21 protein-coding genes are annotated in these 21233 nt (G+C 44.7%); 16 read left to right on the top strand and 5 right to left on the bottom strand.

Features of this window, described 5'->3' with window-relative positions:
* Positions 1–51: 51 nt before the first annotated feature.
* The 3 genes from ACXHJ1_RS21590 to ACXHJ1_RS21580 all read right to left on the bottom strand — a co-directional run bounded on the left by ACXHJ1_RS21590 (position 52) and on the right by ACXHJ1_RS21580 (position 2141).
* A complete protein-coding gene (locus ACXHJ1_RS21590) occupies positions 52–564 on the bottom strand; it encodes an ADP-heptose synthase (protein WP_457905218.1) in 513 nt (170 codons plus the stop codon).
* 139 nt (positions 565–703) lie between these two features.
* Positions 704–1147: a DUF441 domain-containing protein gene (locus ACXHJ1_RS21585; RefSeq protein WP_013370775.1), complete on the bottom strand. Its 444-nt coding sequence runs from the start codon at positions 1145–1147 to the stop codon at positions 704–706.
* Positions 1148–1169: 22 nt separating this feature from the next.
* A complete protein-coding gene (locus ACXHJ1_RS21580) occupies positions 1170–2141 on the bottom strand; it encodes a YpdA family putative bacillithiol disulfide reductase (protein ID WP_457905217.1) in 972 nt (323 codons plus the stop codon).
* A 260-nt stretch (positions 2142–2401) separates the two neighbouring features.
* Between ACXHJ1_RS21580 and ACXHJ1_RS21575 the strand changes: the two genes are divergently transcribed.
* From ACXHJ1_RS21575 to ACXHJ1_RS21565, 3 genes are all read left to right on the top strand, one after another.
* On the top strand, positions 2402–2998 hold the full coding sequence (locus tag ACXHJ1_RS21575) for a DUF2087 domain-containing protein (protein WP_013370777.1): 597 nt from the start codon (positions 2402–2404) through the stop codon (positions 2996–2998).
* A 472-nt stretch (positions 2999–3470) separates the two neighbouring features.
* Positions 3471–4568 (top strand): ribosome small subunit-dependent GTPase A, encoded by a 1098-nt coding sequence (gene rsgA / locus ACXHJ1_RS21570; RefSeq protein ID WP_457905216.1) that lies wholly within the window; start codon positions 3471–3473, stop codon positions 4566–4568.
* An 82-nt stretch (positions 4569–4650) separates the two neighbouring features.
* Positions 4651–4989: a L,D-transpeptidase gene (locus ACXHJ1_RS21565; protein WP_457905215.1), complete on the top strand. Its 339-nt coding sequence runs from the start codon at positions 4651–4653 to the stop codon at positions 4987–4989.
* Positions 4990–5020: 31 nt separating this feature from the next.
* Here ACXHJ1_RS21565 and ACXHJ1_RS21560 read toward each other — a convergent pair whose 3' ends face one another.
* The gene (locus ACXHJ1_RS21560) at positions 5021–6043 is read right to left on the bottom strand and encodes a flagellar motor protein MotB (RefSeq protein WP_258957356.1); all 1023 of its coding nucleotides are present in this window, start codon (positions 6041–6043) and stop codon (positions 5021–5023) included.
* 215 nt (positions 6044–6258) lie between these two features.
* Here ACXHJ1_RS21560 and ACXHJ1_RS21555 point away from each other — a divergent pair, with 215 nt between their 5' ends.
* On the top strand, positions 6259–6408 hold the full coding sequence (locus ACXHJ1_RS21555; RefSeq protein WP_016821028.1) for a hypothetical protein: 150 nt from the start codon (positions 6259–6261) through the stop codon (positions 6406–6408).
* A gap of 128 nt (positions 6409–6536) precedes the next feature.
* On the opposite strand, the gene ACXHJ1_RS21550 is transcribed toward ACXHJ1_RS21555, so the two are convergent.
* On the bottom strand, positions 6537–6776 hold the full coding sequence (locus tag ACXHJ1_RS21550; protein WP_013370782.1) for a hypothetical protein: 240 nt from the start codon (positions 6774–6776) through the stop codon (positions 6537–6539).
* 389 nt (positions 6777–7165) lie between these two features.
* Between ACXHJ1_RS21550 and ACXHJ1_RS21545 the strand changes: the two genes are divergently transcribed.
* From ACXHJ1_RS21545 to ACXHJ1_RS21490, 12 genes are all read left to right on the top strand, one after another.
* The gene (locus tag ACXHJ1_RS21545; RefSeq protein WP_013370783.1) at positions 7166–7486 is read left to right on the top strand and encodes a hypothetical protein; all 321 of its coding nucleotides are present in this window, start codon (positions 7166–7168) and stop codon (positions 7484–7486) included.
* A 67-nt stretch (positions 7487–7553) separates the two neighbouring features.
* Positions 7554–11549, top strand: coding sequence for a type VII secretion protein EssC (gene essC / locus ACXHJ1_RS21540; protein ID WP_457905214.1), 3996 nt, complete (start codon positions 7554–7556; stop codon positions 11547–11549).
* Between the two features lie 16 nt (positions 11550–11565).
* Entirely contained in the window at positions 11566–12408 is an 843-nt protein-coding gene (locus tag ACXHJ1_RS21535; protein ID WP_016821030.1) for a hypothetical protein, read from the top strand.
* 5 nt (positions 12409–12413) lie between these two features.
* A complete protein-coding gene (locus ACXHJ1_RS21530) occupies positions 12414–12950 on the top strand; it encodes a WXG100 family type VII secretion target (RefSeq protein WP_457905213.1) in 537 nt (178 codons plus the stop codon).
* Positions 12951–13207: 257 nt separating this feature from the next.
* Positions 13208–13483 (top strand): WXG100 family type VII secretion target, encoded by a 276-nt coding sequence (locus tag ACXHJ1_RS21525; protein WP_007430133.1) that lies wholly within the window; start codon positions 13208–13210, stop codon positions 13481–13483.
* A gap of 202 nt (positions 13484–13685) precedes the next feature.
* Positions 13686–15731 carry a hypothetical protein gene (locus ACXHJ1_RS21520; protein WP_457905212.1) on the top strand — a complete coding sequence of 682 codons (2046 nt, stop codon included), beginning with the start codon at positions 13686–13688 and terminating at the stop codon, positions 15729–15731.
* Positions 15732–15816: 85 nt separating this feature from the next.
* Positions 15817–16569 carry a vWA domain-containing protein gene (locus tag ACXHJ1_RS21515; protein ID WP_013370788.1) on the top strand — a complete coding sequence of 251 codons (753 nt, stop codon included), beginning with the start codon at positions 15817–15819 and terminating at the stop codon, positions 16567–16569.
* Between the two features lie 12 nt (positions 16570–16581).
* A complete protein-coding gene (locus ACXHJ1_RS21510; RefSeq protein WP_107734207.1) occupies positions 16582–17418 on the top strand; it encodes a hypothetical protein in 837 nt (278 codons plus the stop codon).
* Positions 17419–17683: 265 nt separating this feature from the next.
* A complete protein-coding gene (locus ACXHJ1_RS21505; RefSeq protein WP_017427968.1) occupies positions 17684–18493 on the top strand; it encodes an SDR family oxidoreductase in 810 nt (269 codons plus the stop codon).
* A gap of 406 nt (positions 18494–18899) precedes the next feature.
* A complete protein-coding gene (locus ACXHJ1_RS21500) occupies positions 18900–19433 on the top strand; it encodes a PadR family transcriptional regulator (protein ID WP_457905211.1) in 534 nt (177 codons plus the stop codon).
* Positions 19434–19438: 5 nt separating this feature from the next.
* A complete protein-coding gene (locus tag ACXHJ1_RS21495; RefSeq protein ID WP_457905210.1) occupies positions 19439–19930 on the top strand; it encodes an MFS transporter in 492 nt (163 codons plus the stop codon).
* 230 nt (positions 19931–20160) lie between these two features.
* Positions 20161–20820 carry an MFS transporter gene (locus ACXHJ1_RS21490; protein WP_457905209.1) on the top strand — a complete coding sequence of 220 codons (660 nt, stop codon included), beginning with the start codon at positions 20161–20163 and terminating at the stop codon, positions 20818–20820.
* Positions 20821–21233: the final 413 nt, after the last annotated feature.

Here is a 21233-nt window from a genome sequence, read left to right as displayed (position 1 = left end):
TGCACATGATACTCCGCCGCTTTATTGTGGTTAGGGCAGGATGCCGTATTGTTAAGGGTTGTTAAACATCGGACCATCGACTGCAAAATCAAAATCATCAATATCGTACACATGTACAGGTACGGAAGCTTCGATAATGCGGTGAATCCAGTCCAGTTGATCAGTCAGGATGGGTAATGTTTCACGCTGAGCTGTCAACACCAGTTCGGTTTCAATCGGATCAAAATATTCTCCGTAATGCGCCGTATCAACAGCATTAATGACAATGAGTGATGTATTGGCATCGAATAGGATTGGCAAGCTTTTCGCCCAAGGCATCTGAAGGGCACGCCGAATTTTTTTCTGATTCAACGGTTCTTCAAAATAACTGATCAGCTCACTTACTTTTCGCTTCACATGTTGATCGTCCATAGGGTTATCCATGAGAGGCTCTGTACTGTCCTGGAATTCGTACAGCTCTAGCAGTGATGTGTAAGGCACTATATATTCCACAGGGGCGGGAGATGTAAGCAGCTGGCCATATATAGCCACCATTACAGCTTCCGTTACAAATTGTCGAGACATCGGTCAAGCCTCCTGCATTTACCAAATTATGCGATTTGAGTATAACACAAAGCGGGACTGAATTCAGCCAGATATGCAGATTGCCATCATTCATTTGTATATTTGTTGAACGGCTCTTTTCAATCCTGTGTCTAGAAATTTAGGAGCGACCGATTAATAAGGAGAGCAGCCCGGCAGCAATCAGAGGTCCAACAGGAACCCCTTTAAAGAAGGCAACGCCAATGACGGTCCCGATCAGTAGACCTGTCACAATAATAGGCTGTCCGGACATCAAAGTTACTCCGCGGCCGCCAAGGTAGGCTACCAGAATTCCGATACCAATCGCGAGCAGGGACTTCCAGTGCAGGAAGGACTCTGTCACCTGATTGATGCTGATTTTACCGCTGGCTAGCGGGGTCATGACCCCAATCGTCAAAATAATAATTCCGATCGTCAAGCCATACTTTTCAAGCCAGGGGAAAGCAGTATGAAAGCTGGTTACCCGCAGCAGTAGTAGTACTACCATAGCAATCGTCACGGTTGAGTTGCCACTGATAATTCCAAGGCCAGCCAGTACCAGTAGGATAAGTGAGCTGTAATCCATTCAGTTGTTCTCCTTCGATCGTTTAACTTTGGATATGTTCGGCGATTTGACGCCCGTGCCAGCGACCTGTTTCGATAAACACTTCATTGGCATTGCTGCCTGAAGCGATAACTCCGGCGACATATATACCTGGGATGTTAGTTTCCATCGTGGCAGGATTAAATTCGGGTTTGTCCAGATCTTCAGCCATGTGGACGCCGACAGACTCCAGTAGTTTTCGTTCTGGGTGAAATCCAGTCAGTGCCAGTACAAAATCATTTTCGAGCTGGAATGCTTCTGTGTTCATCGGAGTGACGATAACATGGTCTGGATGAATTTCAGTAATGCGTGCGCCTAAGTGCAGTGTGATCTTCCCTTTTTGTACCATACTGTCGAACAATGGACGAGCCCACGGTTTGATATATGGAGACAACTCATTACGACGATAAACCATATCAATCGTAGCCCCGACCCGCACCAATTCCATTGCAGCATCTACCGCAGAGTTACTACCGCCGATGACTGCGACCCGGGTTCCTGTATAGGGGTGGGCTTCGCTGAAATAGTGAGTGACTTTATCCAATTGTTCCCCGGGAATGCCCAGATAGTTCGGATGATCAAAATATCCCGTAGCCACGACGACATAGCGTGAAGAATAGCTCTTGGTTATTTCCCGTTTGCTTAGAGTATGTACGGTAAATGTACCGTCTTCCTGCCGCTGAATGGATTGAGCCTCCTCATAATGCTGAATGTCCAGGTTATAATGTGAGGCTACTTTGCGATAGTACGCAAGTGCTTCATGACGAAAAGGCTTGTCATTGGGAGTGCTGAACGGAACATCACCGATTTCCAATAGTTCAGCGGTGCTAAAAAACTGCATATTTGTTGGATACAGAAAAATGGAGTGAACGATGTTGCTTTTTTCAATAATGATCGTACGCAAACCTCTGCGGCTGCATTCGATTGCAGCGGATAGTCCGCAAGGTCCGCCACCGATAATGATTACGTCGTGCATTTGGATGAACCTCCAGTTGTATTAGTTTATTTCGTCAAACGGATCTCAGAATTGATGCAAATAGCTCAGTGTGTAAGAAGTTTTCAAATAATAATCCTACCGTAATGTGTGCACAATATCCAGCCGTTTTCAGAAAGAGATGATGGAAGAGAGAATTGACAGAAACATTTGACAAACATATAATTAGATAATTATCTATTTAGGTTAAGCGAATTTGCTTGCATAGCAAATCTGTAGTAGTGAAAAGAGGTGCAGTTACGGTGCAACTAGATAAAATGGTCAATTATCATAAAGCACTTGCGGACCCAACGCGTATGCGAATATTACTCCTTTTATCCCGTGGTGAGATGCATGGTCAAGCTTTGGCGAAAAAGCTAAATCTGTCACAGCCTACGGTTACGCATCATGCTTCCAAACTCCGAGAGGTCGGGTTGATTAAGGAACGCCGTGATAAAAACACAGTGTATTTTACACTGAACCCAGAGCTGATTCGGCAGCATGCCGAGGCGACAGTGCGTTTTATTTTTGAAAAAGGAGAGGAAGAGGAAGATATGTCCGAATTGAATGAAACGCTGGAAGCAACGGTTTTACGCAATTTTTTTGCCAAGGACGGCAAGTTGCGTCAAATTCCTGCCCAGTATAAGAAAAAATTGATCGTACTACAGATGCTCGCCGAAAAACTGGAGCCAGGGCGCATCTATCCTGAACGTGAACTAAACGAGTGGATCAAGCAATACCATGAGGATTTTGCGACGATTCGGCGTGAACTGATCATGCATCAGTTTATGTACAGGGAGCGGGAAATGTACGAATTGAACCCGCGTGAAATGTGGACACGATGGGATCAGGTACGTTAAACAAAACTTGAAATAGTTTAAAATGTTTAGAATCAGCCTTGACAGACAATTGATGGACTTGTATGATAAAGGAAATTTTAGGAGGAGGCGATGTTATATGCGTACGAACATGAGTGAATGGGTTCAGCAGCAGAATGACTTGTCTCCCGCACGGACGATGCACGGCTAAAGACTGTTAGATCTATAGTCTTAGCTCAGCAGTTGGTTGGACAGTAGAACCAACGAAATCCGCAGGGAGTGATTCCCTGCGGATTTTTTTATGGTCAAGTGTTTTGTTATCCGGTTGTTGGTTTCGAAAGTAGTCCGTGTAAGACTGCTTGCATAAGTGAACGAACGGATCACATCGCTTGAGCTGTATACCTTCCGCAGGGGTTTCCCTGCGGATTTTTTGCGTTGTTTGCTTGCGGAGAGAAAAATGTACACCTATTGAGTAACACCAAAAAAAATTAAACATGATCTCAGGAGGAAAATAATGAGTATACATGAATACGGTTGGTCTGATTACTGGAACGGTTTGTGGGACCAATGGAAGCAAAACTATGAGGAACGAGCAGGAAACACGCAGATACGCCCTGCCCGCTTGATTGCCGATTATGGACAAAAGGTGAAGCTTATTACGATGGATGGGGAACGCTGGGGAGCCGCTTCAGGTAAGCTAAGACATGCTATTGTTGACCCGGCGGAAATGCCGGCTGTAGGGGATTGGGTGGCCATCACCACGTCGGACGAAGTATCGGATGCAGTAATCCATGCTGTCTTGCCACGCAAAAGCCAAATATCTAGACAGGCCGCAGGCTTTGAGACGAAGGAGCAACTGATCGCGACCAATGTAGATACGCTTTTCCTTGTTAATGCGCTGAATCATGATTTTAATATGCGCAGATTAGAACGGTACTTAATCATGGTCTGGAATAGCGGAGTAAACCCGGTTGTCGTGTTGAGTAAGAGTGACCTTTGTGAAGATGTCGAACAGCGGGTTGCAGAAGCGGAAGGAGTTGCTCCTGGAGTACCCGTTATCGTAATTTCTGCTTTGCAGAACGAAGGCAGAGAGCAGCTGGAGGCGTTCCTTGAGCCTGGGTGTACGGTTGCTTTAACTGGCTCTTCCGGTAGTGGCAAATCCACAATAGTGAACTGGCTATCCGGGGCTGAAGTTCAATTGACACAGGATGTGAGGGAGGAAGACAGCCGAGGCAGGCATACAACCACACACCGACAGCTTTTTCCCATTGCAAAGCAAGCCGTTCTGCTCGATACACCCGGTATGCGCGAGCTTAATCTATGGGATGATTCCACGGGTGTAGCTCATACCTTTGCTGATATTATGGAAACAGCTCAGCAATGCCGTTTTGCCGATTGCAAGCACAAGGGAGAAGCTGGATGTGCGGTGGAGGAAGCTATCCAAAGAGGGGAATTATCTGAATCCAGAGTGAACAATTATCGCAAGATGCAGCGGGAACTGGAATATCAGGCACGCAAGGAAGCAGACCGACGTAGAAAAGATAGCCGTTCAAGTACAACTCCGGGCCGCAGGGATCAGCGAGGTGGTTGGCGACGTGATGTGGAGTGGTAAGGCGAGCTGTCATGAAACATCATTTGTAGAAATTTAAGAAAATCTATGTGGTAGTCGGCATATGGTGTAGAGGGGTGAACATATGCCGAACTACAGCATTGTGGTGGATTTATCGGATCGTCGTCTATATTTAAAAGATAGAAGTCAGATCGTTCTTAGTTATCCAGTCGGTATTGGGAAGGTGGCTACACAAACACCGCATGGGCAATTTACGATTATTAATAAACAGCCCAATCCGGGCGGTCCTTTCGGAGCGTTCTGGATGGGGCTATCCAAGCCGCATTATGGCATTCACGGCACCAATGAGCCATGGTCCATTGGCAAGTTGGTGTCACATGGCTGCATTCGAATGCATAATAAGGATGTACTGGAGCTTCAAGAGAAGGTAAGTATAGGGACGCCGGTCACGATACAGCCATAACAGCTAGATGATATAGGATTCCTTTGGCTGCCTAGTACGATTTGGGTTGAATTTGGACACGGGCTTCAATCCGTTTGGAGCCCTTTTTGTCGTCTGCGGATTTAACTAATGATCCCGCAAGACGCTCTCCTTTTGTACCATAAGCCTGTTTGGCGTTGATCCACATATCTTCGTTCGGCTCGAAACTTATGACCAGGGTGTAGCGGTTGGCAAGGCTCGGCTTTTTGACCCTCATGCTGAAGGAACCATCAGGCATGACCTTGGTTTGATCATCGTAGCCAAACTGCCATCGTCCCGGAAAATCAATTGTGAGCTTGACGTCCGAACCCTCGAGCAAATTGCTGCGCGCATATACGTGATAATAATTTCCTTTTTGCCTCACATCGGGCTTAATCCACACTTGAGGATTACCGTAGTCCTTTGGTTTGTTCCAGACAGGCTTAATTAGAGGGACATGGCGGTCTTGTTCAGGATCAAACTCAGCACCTATCCGAATTTCTTGCAAAAGTTGTTCGTTTTCTTCGTATTGATATACATAAGGGCCTTCTAATTTGTTGCCACCACTACCATACAGATTTCGTATTTCTTTGTCTTGGTCATCTGGACGGAACAGAACAGTCAGATCCATACTTCCCTGTATACCAGGTCGGTGTACTTGAAGTACAAAACTTCCGTCCTTTTGAATAGTTGTCTCGTCCGTATATCCGGTTAACAGAGAGTTTTTGACTGCAAGATTCCCTTTGATCCGTGCTCCAGCCGGCAGATTGGAATGCCCTGTAACCTTCACTGTATTTTTATCTATACTTACGTCACCTGATATTTCGACATAGCTGCTGCCTTGCTGGTGGACAGGTGCATCGTTGGCAGCTCGTTCATCAAGGGATGATGCAGCTTGGTTCGGATTACCTGTCACGGTATAGGCACGTGCTTCAGCTTCGTGTTGGGCCATACTTCGAGTTGAGGCTTTCTCCCTGCTGCATGCAGCCAGCATAGTTAGGATGAAGAACATACATAAAAGGTTCCAGCTTAATTTGGTCATTATGTGCTTACTCATGGTTTTTGCTCGCTCCTTGTCCGTAGCTTCCAGGCTAAACTGATAAAACTTTCGAAACTTTATGTATTTACCCTATTTAAAGGGTATGTAATCCCGCCTGCTTTATCCTAGTCAAAGCGTACGTGTTTAAACAACAGGTGGAATGGTTAAAAATGGATAGCCGGATCATCCCCTTGAAAAGCAGGGGCAGCTTGCTGTAAAGGAGCCTGAGTCATATGTCCATTGACCGTTTTATCTTAAAAAAGCTGGACAACTGCCGGGAAGAACATACACGCGCTAATTTACTAGAACTGTTTAGAATACGAATTGAGAAGGCGCAGAAAAAGGAACGAGGCGGTAAAAAAGGTTATCGCAGAATACTATAAATAGAGTCTGATCAAATGCATAGGCTGCGGTAAGTCACATGTAGCATGTTTCATAACCGCTGATTTGGAGAGGGTGCTGAAATGCCCCTCTCTTTTTTGTGTCTAATGCAAACAAAAAAAAGTCCCTCTTAATAGAGGGACAATGCCAATGAATCATTTTCACTAACGCTATGCAGGATGGCTTCACAACCGACAATCTCTATACTGATCAAAGAGTTAAGACATTTTTGAAGGGCACGCTTGCCACTGGAGATTTTGTTCTCCAAAGTATTACTTAGAAGTTTTAAGGTTTTTTGTACCGGTTGCTTATTTTCTTGATTGAAGTATACGGGAATACGTTTGTTTTGAAATGTAATTAATGTTCTCACAAAAATCACCTCACCTGAGTTATTTCATGGCTTTATTGTAGTGCCCGTTTCTTAAAATTACCTTAAAAACACCTTATAAAAACATAAAGGTCTGAAAAATTTACAAAGTGTTCACAACAATTTGGGTAACAATCGAATTTAGTTCTACCTAATCGACAAAATGACGTAAGCACGCAAATGAAATTTGTAAATCCCTATTTTTGATTCATATGACTCTACTATTAATTTTAAGTATGACTATAGTCACTGTTTTATTTTGAGTGTGGGCATTTTGTAACAAATTGACAGTCTAATAGGCGGATGCTACAGTTATGATAGCCATATTTCCGTAGAAATAGGCTTTTTGCGTGAGTATTGCTGTATAAATTAAGGATCGGGAGGGATGACAGATGATCCTGACCGTGCTTTCAGGACGACAGGAAACAGAGTGGTTTGATATTGAGGTGGCAGATGAATACTCGGTAGAACATTTAAAATTGATGCTGGGTGTGCGTATTTTTGGTGAGCCTCCGGCTGAAGGCATGCAATATATTATGGAAGCAAAGTTCCCGGAAGGGCTTTGGTTCAGAGTGGAGGATAACCAGCTACTCACAGGAGCAGGCTTACGGGAAGGCTGCACCGTGCGCATTCAGCGAGCTTTTTCGACAACTCAGGACGAGGCGCCTGTATATGGAAGGCGTTCTTTGTTTCAAACTGAAAAAAATGGGTAAATACACACATGAAATAATATGAAACCTTGGTAAAATGAAATAGTAAGCGAAAAGGGGGACTTTTGTCTTGAATGTATTATACCAGCGATCCCCGAGATTAAGACCGGCCCTCCGAGAGGAGAAGCTAGAGATTTTACGGCCTCCGGCTGAGCCGAGCAAGCCGTCTTTTTCTATTATATCTATACTTATTCCGTTAATGATGACGTTGGTGACTATAGGCTTTTATGTATATATGAGCAGAACAGGCAAGATGGGCAACAGTAACTATTTGATGTTCCAGATGGTCACGGTGGTCATGATGCTTACATCTTATACGATTCCTTTTTTCGTCTATTTAAATAATAAGAAGGAATATAAGCGCAAGTTGGAGGAACGGGACCGCATGTACCGGGAGCAGCTCCAAAAGCATCGTGAAGAACTCATAATGAAACGCGAAGAACAAGTTCGCACGCTATATGAAATTCACGGTGATCCGCAAATATGCACTCAAATCGTAAAAAACCGCAACAGTTCTCTTTGGGAACGATCACCGGAGGATGAAGATTTCTTGCAGGTACGTATAGGGACTGGACAAGTTCCCTTTCATATTAAACTGCAAATCCCACGACCTGACGGTTATGACCGAGATCCTTTGTTGGGAGCTGCAGATGAACTGGAAGAAGAATTTCGTTTGGTGGACGCTGCTTCCATTACATTGCCACTGTTTCAATCCAAAGTGATCGGATTGGTCGGCGAGCGGGAGCATACCCTGGCTGCGTTAAGAGTCATCTTGGCACAAGTAACGGTTCGTCATTCGCCAGATGAAGTGAAAATCGCCTCCTTCTATGATGAGCGAGAGGAAAGTGAATGGACTTGGATGCGCTGGCTCCCACATGTATGGGATGATGACCGAATCCAGAGAATGATGTCAGACCGCAGTAGTAGCGCCCATCAATTAGCTGACTTTCTGTTTGCTAGATTGAACCGTCGAAAAAATAATCGCAATGAACGTCAGGGCAAAGGGATGGAATCCCCGTGTTATGTGATTGTTTTATCTGACACCCAACTGATTGAGGAAGAACCTTTGTTGCCGTTGTTGCTGGAGGACGGTCGAGCCATAGATGCGTGTACAATTGTGCTGGCTTCTCGTAAAGAAGCTTTGCCAATGCAGTGTCAGCTGATCGTGGAAGCTTCCAAGGAACAGGGTGTATACGCCCTTAAATCAGAATCGGCGGAGGTTGAACAGCAAAGTTTTAAACCGGATCGTTTGTCCAAAGAGGAAGCCGATGCACTGGCGCGGTACATGGCGCCTATTCGCTTGAAGCGTTCTTCGGCTTCTGATATTCCCGCTGTTCTGCCTCTTTTTGATATGATGAGTGTAGCAAGTGTGGAAGAACTGGATGTGGCAGACCGGTGGCGACGTAACCGCCATCCTGATACATTACCTGTGCCGATGGGCGTGCGGGCAGGCGGCAAAAAGATTATGATTAACTTGCATGATAAAATAGAGCGTCAAGGGCATGGGCCCCATGGCTTGATCGCTGGTACGACAGGTTCAGGGAAAAGTGAGGTTATCCAGTCTATCGTAGCCTCGCTCGCTGCTGAGTTTCACCCACATGATCTTGCTTTTATGCTGATCGATTACAAGGGTGGAGGCATGTCCAACACGTTCGTTAACTTGCCGCATGTTGTGGGTACAATCACGAACCTGGACAATAATTTGATTGAACGTGCTAAAATATCTCTTAAAGCAGAACTGGTTCGTCGACAAAAGATATTGAACGATGCAGGCAATTTACAGCATATTGATGAATATTACAGACTACTCCGGCAGCGGCAGGAACAACCGCTGCCTCATCTGGTTATTATTATTGATGAATTTGCACAGTTAAAGCGGGATCAGCCAGAGTTTATGGACGAGCTAATCAGCATTGCCGCGATCGGGCGGACATTAGGTGTCCATCTGATTTTGGCGACTCAAAAGCCGGCAGGTGTTGTCGATGATAAGATTTGGAGTAACTCCAGGTTCCGCATCTGCTTGCGGGTGCAAAGCGAAGGTGATAGCCGTGATATGTTGAAAATACCGAATGCCGCGTGGATAACGAAGCCGGGACGAGGATATTTTCAAGTGGGTAGCGACGAAGTGTTTGAAGAAATGCAATTTGCTTGGAGCGGTGCGCCGTATATAGGCAACAGAGACATTTCTTCTGCCTTACCTGTTCATGAAGTGAGACTGAACGGCAAACGTGAAGCGCTATTGACGGGCGGAGAACGGGCAAGCTCAGGCTTAAAAGGAGAAGAAGCTCCTAAACAGCTTCAAGTATTTATTGATTATATTGCAAAAGAAGCAGCTAAGGCAGGAATCGAACGTCTTCAGGGACCGTGGCTTCCGCCGCTGCCAGAAATGTTGGATTTAACTAATCTACCGCAATGTACCGAAATAGATAGTACATCATCATCGTTGGAGCTGAAGTCTCTTATTGGGCTGGTCGATGATTTGCCGAATCAACGGCAGGAGTCGATGTATGCGTCGCTGGATCATGGTCATTGGGCTGTGTATGGCATGCCGGGCATGGGGAAAACGACCTTTTTGCATACGTTGCTGATGTCCACGGCACAGCGTTACGCTGTGAATCATTGGAACGGTTATATCATTGACATGGGTCGAACCATGCGCGACTTTGGAGAGCTTCCACAAATCGGTGCTGTTATGATGGCAGAGGAGGATGACCGGATTAAACGGTTGTTCCGCTATTTGTTCAAGATGGTGGCCCTACGCAAGGAAATGCTTTCTGAGGCTGGCGTCAAAACAATAAGTTCTTTTCGACGTTCTGCTGTTGAAGATGTGCCGCAAATTGTCGTAGTTATTGATGGATATCTTAATTTTCGTAATGCGTATCCGGATGAAAATGAACTGCTGGAATCACTCTTGCGTGAAGGAGGCAGTCTAGGCATCACCTTCATCATTACAGCGAACCGGATTACCGATGTGTTTGAGAAGTTCCGCAGTAACATACCTAATGCTGTTTCTTTCGAATTGGCTGATCCTAGTGACTACTATTATGCGGTAGGACGACCGGCCAAAACACCAGGACCTTTAATTCCAGGCCGGGCTCTGGTTAAAGGGCATGTTCCTCCGCTGGAGTTCCAGACGGCACTGCCTTCACCAGGAGAAGATGAAGCGGAACGATCAGCACAACTACGTCGCAATATCGCTGGTATTGCGCAGGGATGGAAGGGTAAGCACGCACCGGCCATTCTCCCATTGCCTGAGCGGATTCCGTTGCTGGAACTGCTTCAGCAGTGGGATCGGACGAGTGGACCATCAGGTGCGCTTCCTTACGAAGTACCTGTAGGCCTACAGAGTGACGATCTTGAGCCTTTTCTCCTAAATTTAAAAGAAGGGCCTAATTTTATCGTAGGTAGTCCAATGGAGGGTGGAAAAACCTCCTTCCTGATGAGTTGGATTATATCGCTCGCTTATTACACCTCGCCGGATCAAATGCAAGTCTATACGATCGATACACGCTATGGAGGTGGGGGACTATCCCGATTACGGCATCTTCCTCATGTCAAGGCTGCTGCCGAAAGCGAGGAAGAAATGGGACCTCTGGTACAACAGGTGCATGATATCGTTCAACAACGGAGCAAGGATGGAAATGATCCCGAACTGCTCCTGGTCATTGATGATGCGGATATGTTAAGCAAGCAACTGAACGATTTTATGATAAAGGATCAGCTTTCCGCCATTGTACGGTTGGGACGTGATCGCAATGTACATGTCGTGCTATCGGGTGTGCCATCTGATTTCCCTACCTTTGGTGTGGACTGGTTTAATGATGTCAAGGCAAGCCAAAGCGGTATGCTTTTTGGAACACTGGATTCGAATGATTTATCGTTCTTTCGTATCCCTTATTCAGAAGCGAATGCCGCTGCTGGTGGCCTAAAAGTCCTGCCTCCTGGGCAGGGATACTACGTACGACGCAAATTTACCAGGATAAAAGCGGCGATTCCCTTCTCAGAGCAAATGAGCTGTGAGGATTGGATAACGAAAATTCGTGACCGATGGCATGTTGTAGTTTGAAGGGAGGTGGCTCATAATGTTAACGTTTCAAGCTTCCAAGCAGAAGTTAATAACCCTCAAGGCAAAGGAACTGTTTTTTCTGGCAGGCGTATTGGGTTCTGACAGACTGCTTGGGGTGGAAGATCCGTTTAAGGGCTATCTAGCAGAGGAGTTGGCGGAAGAGTGGGAGCAGGTCAAAGCTGCTCTTCTGGAAAAAGGTTATCTGAAGCAGGCCGATAAGGGTAAAGAGCTGGCTATGCCTCCTACCGTTTTTTCAAGAGTTGCTATCGCGGGATTATCCAACAGGGCTTGCCGTATACGCTATGTAAGGGGAGGTAAGCAGTTTGAAGGCTATCTTCATTGCACGAATGAGCGTGTGGTGGAGCTTGTGAAATCTGTTGACGAACCCGATGAATATCGTCTGTACGATCTGGGTAATGTGGAAAAGGCTTGCGAAACATTGATTGATAAAATGGGCTGGGTTGATCGGCTTGTACCTGAATCTCCCGCGCTTATGTTTTCCAAGCAGGCCTTTAATAAAATTTACGAGCAATCTGCAGGAGAAAGTTTGTCTCAAATCAGCAGTAAGCTAACTGAGGCTAGCGGAGATGAAGAGGGAGCAATGAGACTGGCTCAGTCTTTGAGTTCCCGTGTAGCCGAGGGAGAATTGCAATTGCTGGTCTGGAACGGCAGAGAGTGGGAGTCACAACGGGCAGCTTTTGTCCTTTGTCCTGCAATGAACTGGATATTTCGGATGAGCTCTGCGGGTAACGGAGACTGGTTAATTGCAGCTATGGCTTCGAGAGATCAGTTTGTGGACTTATTATTGAATTGGTTGAAACAGTCGGCAGTGACTGAAGAAGTGACAGAAGAAGGGTGATGGATATGCGCATTCGAGTTGAACCGGATGTGCTTCGGGGGCTTAGCGGGCAGCTACAGCATGCGGCGGAGCAAATTCAACAGTTAACAGCAGGTTTGGAGCAGGCGTTACAATCGCTGTATTGGGATGTATCTGCACGTGAGGCGATCTTGAATCAGTGGATGCAAGCCAAACGAATGTCAGAACAGATTCATGCTTATCTCCATACATCAGGTACACAACTGAACCGAAAGGCAGAGCAGTTTCAGTCTGTTGACCACAACTATCAAACGATTCTGCCATTTGCCAGCCAACCATTGGGACGACCCGTCACGATGCTCGATTGGTCGAATCAACAATCACCGTCTATTCTGCCTGGGCAAGCTTCGGAAGGAAGCAGTCTAATTTCCAACCCGCAGTCTGTCGTACATGCTATTGCAGGTGTACAGCCTTCGGATGTGGGCACCTTGCATCAGGATATTCTGAAGCAGGCGTCTTCTAGCAGTCCGCAGGATTGGTATTTTACTGATCCGTCTATAGCAAGAGATCAGCCTGTCGCTTAGTTCGGATCGTTCCGGGATGATCTGGATCGGCCTGTAATCCATATGAATTTGTTATACCATTCCCGGTTTTATGGGACTAATATGGGACTTATTAGGTGGTTGTTTTATCAAGATTGTTCTGTTAGATGCTGTTTTATAGTTAAAAAGTGGGATTATTGCAATTAGGTCCTTTGCCTTTTGTATGGGATTAAATAGCCATAGTACAATTTGAACCAGCTAAACAAAAACATTTTTTATCATCAAGGAGGACGCAAAAAATGGCAGGACGCATTTTAATTACCCCAGAACAGGTTGATCAGGTAGCTAACCAATTTAAACAAAGTGGTGAGCAAAGCCAGCAGATCGTTTCCAGTTTGACTCAGTCCATCTCCGGTATGGAAGGTCAATGGGAAGGTATGACTAAACAACGCTTTTTCCAAGAGTTCCAAGAAGCAAGCAAACAAATGCAAGCTTTCGTAACGACTTTGAATAGCATTAGCCAAGAATTGACAGCTATCGCTAACAAATTCCGTACGGTTGACCAAGCGAAATAAGTTGTCGTGCCTGATCGGCATTAACTTATCATATATCACTCTATAATGAAGCAATATGTGAACCTATTCCTCACGGTTTGGCACAGATTGTATAGGAAAAACCGGGCGATCTTCGGATACCCGGTTTTCTTGCCATCCATAGACGTATATAATAAGGTGAGGAAAACTAGCATACTGAATGATATAAGGAGAGGGATGTTTCATGTCTTTTCAACCGAATCCGGGAGACGAATTGATCATAAACGGCACAGCTTATGTGGTTGGACGACATCCCGCTGCACCCGGTTTAGCCTATGCACAAGCAGGGAGGCAGGGAATTGTATACCAGCTGATTGCCAAAAACGGAGCACCGCATGAGGCGAAAGCCCTCAAAGTGTTTTTTCCGAAGTTCCGCATCCCGGCTATGGTTTATCAATCTGAGCATATGGAAACATACGGGGATATTCCCGGTTTGCAGGTATGCAAGCGTGATGTGCTCACTCCAGAAAGAAACGGAAGTCTGATCGCTGAGCAGCCTGATTTGCTGTATGCGGTGCTGATGCCATGGGTTCATGGTATGACATGGTTCGATTGTCTCACAGATCAGCGTCAGCTTGAGGCTTCCGATAGTCTGGCTTTAGCCAGAGCACTGGCAGGGATCGGTTCAGCGATGGAGCAAAAAGGATTGGCGCATTGTGATTTATCAGCGCCCAATGTTATGCTTCCGTTTTTTTCTGAAGTGGAACTGCCTGAAGGCACGTCAGCTGTGGAATTGGTAGACGTGGAGCAAATGTATAGCACCAAAATGGATCGTCCAGATGCACTATTGGCAGGATCGCCGGGGTATGCTGCACATCGTACTGTTCACAGCGGGTTATGGAGCGCGTATGCAGACCGTTTTGCAGGAGCTATCATTATTGGAGAAATGCTAGGCTGGTCTGACCGTGTGGTGGTCGATAAAGCGTGGGGCGAAAGTTATTTTGATCAGCATGAAATGCAGACGCCTTGCGAACGTTATTTTATTTTACGGAAATCGCTTGAAGCCCGCTGGGGTAGCAAGGTGGTAGAGCTATTCAGCCGTGCTTGGGATAGTCAGGATCTAAGCAGTTGTCCTACCTTTGGCGAATGGCTGGTTGTACTTAATGCGGTTACTGAGCAGGAAATTCTGGTGGAGGATACAGAAACGGAGCCAGCTGGGACAGATACAGGAGATCTGGCTGCTATGAGCGGCACTTCCAGTGAAGCGGTACCCTCGTTGGCAACACCTGCTCCGCTCAAGGCTGAACAGGCTGAAATGTTAAATCAGGCTGCCCTAGAGCAGGGAGAGCGTGGAGTAACGGACAAGCTGTTTCGACAGGCACGTGAACTGGAGCAGCAGAACAAACCTGCTGCAGCGCTGGAAGTATATCGTTCGTTGTATCACTTTGTAGAAGATGGCAGTCCTCTGCATGTAGAAGTGTCGGCTGCGATCACAGGACTGGAGGAGCAGCTGAACCCCAAGATGCCAGAGCAACCTGAGAAATCGAAAGCCTGGTATCGCTCCAAAATGTTTATCGTGACAGCATCGGCCGCAGTCGTTCTGTTGGCAGCTGGAATTCCAACTGTGAGTATTCTTGCGGATCAGTCTAATCAGCGACAAATCGAGGCTGCAAAGCAAGAAGAAGCAGTGAAGGCTGCAAAAGCAGCCGAGGAAAAGTTGGTAGCTGAGCAGGAGGCCGCTCAAAAATCGCTAACGGAGAAACAACGTCAGGAAGCTGAACAGCAGGCTAAACAACAGGCTCTTGCTGCTCAAAAGCAACAGGAAGAGCAGAAGAAACAACAAGCCCTGATCGCTCAACAGGTTAAATATGAAGCTTATCTCGCCCAAAAGGAACAAAACAAGCAGGCTGCTGCCAAGTTGGCGAAGCAAAAAGCATATGATCAACAGGAAAAGTATGAAAAATACCTGGCCTTGAAAAAGGAGCAGGAAGCTCGTGCCGCCAAGGAAGAAGCAGCTCGTAAAGCAGCAGCTGAGGCGGAACAAAAGCGAAAAGATGCTGTACAGGCACGTAACAAGGAGAATGTTCTCCAGCTTATTTCCCTCTATAACAAGGCGTATGCTTCTCAGGAAGGTGGAAGCACCGCGAAGGCCAAGAGCTTTGCCAAACGTTTTAGAGCATTATATGATAGCAATCCTTCTTATTATCGTTCAGTAGGTGAAGTGGGCTATCGGGCTTCCTCTATTTATAACTTTTTAGGAGATACGAATTTTAGACTGCCTAAAATTTGATGTTTCATATGTTTATATAATGGCGGAATGATAGATTAGGAAACAAATACAGATCGAAGGTAACTGAGGGGAGCATGTACAAACCATGAATTATACAATACAGGCTTCACAACGTACTCCCGCCCTGATCATTTACCTGATTGACATCAGCGCGTCGATGAACATGCTGATGGAAGGGCGGCGACGTATTGACGTTGTATATGAAGCTATATCGCTGGCGATCCGACAGATGGTTTTCCGATCGACCAAGGGAAATCGGTTGACTGCGCGCTATCGGATTGCAATTTTGGCTTATAGTGATGACGTATATGACCTGCTGAATGGTGTCAAGGGAATTGATGAAATCGCGGCTATTGGTTCGCTTCCTGATTTGACACCCAAACGATTCTCAGATTCAGCAAAGGCCTTCTTGCAAGCTGAACGTATTTTGCAGGCGGAATTACCAGGGATGCAGGATTGTCCTGCACCTTTGGTCTGCCATATGACAGATGGTGTTTCCACAGGCGATGATCCGGAACCGATTGCGAAGCGCATTATGAATATGAGTGTACCAGATGGCAATGTGCTGGTGGAAAATATATTTTTATCCGACAGGTTGCTGGAAACGCCTATTCAGGACCCCCGTCGCTGGAAAGGTCTGACGCATAATACGCCGTTGCAGGATGAGCATGCTGTGAAATTACGTAATATGTCTTCTGTACTTCCTGAAAGCTATCGGGAAATGCTGTTTGAGGCAGATTATCAGTTAGGTGAAGGAGCCATCATGATGCTGCCTGGAACCTGTGCGGAACTGGTGTCCATTGGTTTTCAAATGTCAGCCGCAACGCCTGTACGGTAAGGAGGTAAAAGCATGAATCCACTGCTGTCCCTGCTCCCCACGAGCAAAAAAAAGGGATTGAATGCAAGGCTGACTCAGCAATTTGCTTACATAAGCTCTCAGACAGGCGATCAGCCTCTATCATCTCATCACAGTCGTTTTATGTGTCGTTATGGCTATGGAAGGTCTGCCGAATCTGCCAGCATGGGGGAAAGCGGACAGGATTTTGCCGCAGTGCGTATTCATAAATCTGTCTGTTGTTTTGTCTTGTGTGATGGTGTCGGGCTCAGTTACCGAGGAGATTTTGCAGCCCGCTATCTGGGTTCTTCTTTACTGGATTGGATGGAACAGAGGCAGGATCTGTCTGCTGATCAATTGAGGGAGTATCTTGAACATCTGGCAGGTGCAGCTACGAAGGAACTGGATCGGCAGCCTTTGGATCACGAATCAGGCTTAATGCGTTCAGTATTGGAAGATAAACGTCGTCAGGGAAGCCAGTCCATGTATATTTGCGGTAAAATCGAACTGCCGAAACGAGGTACCCGTGGTCGTCTCCGACTTGCCTGGCAAGGGGATTCACGTTTGCGATTGTGGAACGGTACGGAAGAAATCAGCGAACTATTTGATCATACCTTCTCTACTGCGGAACGCTGGTCTACAAGCCGTGGACCGATTGGAGGGAAGCCGCATTGGTACGAAAGAAGCATACCCGCAGATATGCCAATGAGATTACAGGTATACACGGACGGTTTGTCCGATTTAGATCCTATTCGCGAGCCTGTCCCTGATGAGCAGATACAGGTATTACTTGATGCGTCTCATACCGGGGGACTTGATGATGATGCGGCATTTATTGAGCTGCAGTGGTAAATGAATAAGCCAAAGGACGTATGCATCCATATCGATGGTTGTAGAACGTCCTTTTTTGATAGATACATAGAAAACTGCGAATAGGTAAGATATTTACGGAATGTAACGAGAGGGAAGAAGAAAAGATGCACTAATGCACGAAATATTCGATCTTTTCCTGAATATCGCAAAGGAACAGCAAAAAATGCGCAAAAATGGTGATTATAAAGTATACCCTTTTGGGTAATCTTGTGATTATACAGATTATTGAAAGGGAGCGATACGTATGAGCTATACATATGCAGGAGGCGCGCGTTTTGAAGGCAAAACTGCTCTAATTACGGGTGCTGGTTCTGGTATTGGCAAGGCAACGGCCATTCAAATGGCTAGAGAAGGAGCAAATGTCGCTCTTTTTGACGTAAGTAATGATCGCATTTTGGAGACGGAAAGAGAAATTAATGCCATACGTGAAGGGTCAGCCCGGGCTTTTGACGTGGACATTGCCGATCCGGTGCGTGTGGAAAAAGCAGTGTTGGAAGCGGTTGAATTGTTTGGCGGGCTGCATATCATCTTTGCCAATGCGGGGATTAACGGGGTCGTCGGACCGATCGAGGAGCTGAGCATTGAGGATTGGCGGCAAACCTTGTCTACGAATCTGGATGGCACCTTCCTGACGGTAAAATATACAATACCGCATTTGAAAAAGAATGGCGGCGGCAGCATTATCATTACCAGCTCGATTAATGGAAATCAGCGCTTTACCAGCTTTGGGATGTCAGCCTATAGCACATCAAAGGCAGGTCAAACCGGTTTTGCAAAAATGGCAGCCCTAGAGCTGGCCAAGTTCCGTATTCGTGTCAATGTCATTTATCCAGGGGCCATTTCGACGAATATTGATGAAACCACGGAGAAATCGGAAGGGTTGAAGCAGATTACCATCCCTGTGCAATTTCCCGAGGGAGATCAGCCGTTAGCAGATGGACCGGGACAGCCCGAACAGGTTGCTGATTTGGTAACATTCTTGGCCTCTGATCATTCGCGTCACATCACTGGCGCACAAATTGTGATTGATGGGGCAGAGTCGTTATTGTTTTAGAAAATGGAGTATTCTCTGGGACAGAGAAATGTTTTGTGGTATCTTAAGTGTACTATATTGGTTACGGTGCGAATGTGAAGCTCACATAAAAAACAGATCCTTCGCACCTCGGAATTTGTAGAAATAAATTCATATTCACTTTTATCGTTAGAAGTCAATAGTGGATTCAAGCTTTTTAAGCATCGTGTTTTTCGAAAATGCAGGAATTGATACCATTAGGGTATTAATTCCTGCATTTTTGTTGTCGCACTCTATACGCGTGGGATTGGAGTCATCATATCGCTACCATTCGCGGTCGGTAGGATGCTTTGCAACATAGCTTTTAAATTTGTTATACAAATAATTCGCATTATATATCTAAAAGATATATAATTGATGTATCTAAAAGATATATTGGGGGATTGAAATGATGAACGAATTTTTTATTTTAGGTGAATTAATGGAAGAACCTCAAAGTGGTTATAGTTTACGTAATGCATTACAAGCCACTTTAGGACGTCATAGAAAAATTAGCTATGGCGTGATTTATCCCCTACTTGAAAAATTAGAGAACAAAGGTTTTGTAGAAATAACTAATGTAGGATCAGACGGGAAAAATAAAAAAGTTGCTACTATTACAGATAAAGGAAAGGAACGTTTTTTTGAACTAATAAAAATGCCTGTTCCAAGTGGGGCTCACAATGCTGATATCTATTTAATAAAGCTTGATGTGATGCAGCATCTTGCTCTAGATGAACAAATACAACTATTAGATCAATTCTATCAGGAACAAAAAGATATCGTAGAAGATACGCAAGACGCGCTACAAGAATTAGCTAAAGAAGATTCAAAAGATCACTGGTATGCAAGTAAGAGGTTTGAGTTACGACTACAGCAAGCAAATGTGGCAATTGAATGGATTGAAAAATTTAAACACGAATTAAAGAAAGGAGAGTGGTAAACAGAATGACAAAAGAAATAAAAACAGCCCTGTTAATGGCTGCGAGTCTCTTTATGGAGATTTTAGATGGAACAATTGTAACTACCGCACTACCTAAAATGGCTCAATATTTTCATACAGGTTCGGCAACAATTGCTTTACTCATCAGTGTGTATTTGATTACAGTTGCCGTTTTTATCCCTTCGAGTGGATGGATGGCTAATCGATTCGGGAAAAAGAAGATTTGGATTATTGCTGTTATTATTTTTACCCTTAGCTCATTAGGTAGTGCAGTAGCACCAAGCTTCACTTTCCTTTTAATAATGAGAATTATACAAGGAATTTCTGGTGCTTTATTGACACCTACAGCAAGACTGATTGTATTAGAAAAGACACCGCCCTCACAGCTATTGAAAATGTTTAGTTATCTCATTTGGCCTGCTCTTGTAGCACCCGCAATAGCACCATTGATTGGCGATTTATTGTTACTTACTGGAGCTGGCAGTGGATTTTTCTGATCAATGTGCCAATAGGTTTAATTATCATATTAATCGGTATAAAATTAATCGATGCTGATAAGATAAATAAAACAACAACTTTTGACTTTTTGGGATTTTTAGAAATTACCTTTTCATCCAGTATAATTCTAGTTGGAGCAGAGCTAGCCACTCACGGAAAAAATTATTGGCTTAGTGCAATAGGATTAATTGTCTTAGGCATGATACTATGATTTATAGTATTCAAGCACTTGAAAAAAGTAGACAATCCACTATTTTCACTTGATGCATTAAAAATAACTTCTTTTAGAATCTGCCAGACAAGTGGTTCTGTTTTGTGGCTATGTGTTGGGGCATTGCCATATATCCTCACGATTTTTTTACAAACGGTCTTTCATTGGTCAGCAGTAAAAGCAGGTAGTTATGTGTTATTTATTTTTATTGGAAATATTGGAATCAAACCTTTTGCCAATACAATTATTCGTAAATTAGGATATCGTGGAGCATTATTGTCATCATTTGTGATGATATTTATTACATCAATTGCTTTAGCTTTCATTCAAATTAATACTTTTCCTATTGTGATCATGTTTCTTGCATTAGTTTCAGGTGTAGGACGATCACTAGCCTTAACTGCTTACAGTGGACTGAGTTTCTCTGAAGTAGACACTAAAGATCGAAATAGTGCCAATACTTTGAATGCTGTCGTTTCAACATTAGCTCAAGGGATGGGAATATCACTTATGACAGTTGTTGTGGGTTTATTACAAATCTTCTTCCCAATTACTATCGCATATGAACTAGGTTTTGTGTTTCTTGGTCTATTGATGATATTCCCAGCAATTGAAGTACTGTTTCTACCTAAAAATATTGGTCATGCAACAATCGGCGTTGCATATGTAAAACACTGAGTATGTTCTTGTATGGTTCTAATCTTCATCTCTTATCGTCTTAGAGTGGGTTTTGTCGGGAATGTTAGTGATACCCCTCACTTCGTGTACGTACATGGATGACATGAAAAAAGAAGTCTCGTATTGTGACCCGCCCAGCAGTAAATAGTACAAATTCCTTTTTAACGGATTCCTTATTCAACAAATTCCCCCTTACTTTTGTGCAATAATTAACTAACATTGCTATGGGTGAAGTATAACTTAAGATAGGAGTTGCTTATGAGAAGTTTCATGAGTAAGTTTCTAAAGCGTTATGCATCGATTTTGCTGAGCTACGCAATAGTTATAGGATTATTTTACGCTTTGGGATATAAGATGAGCGCTATGGGCTTCTTTGCAATTTTCACAGGAATTGTGATTGGATTAATAATCAA

It is taken from the genome of Paenibacillus sp. ALE2, assembly GCF_054113385.1.
Note: the sequence above shows the minus strand (reverse complement) of the source record. Positions and strands in the feature narration are given on the sequence as shown.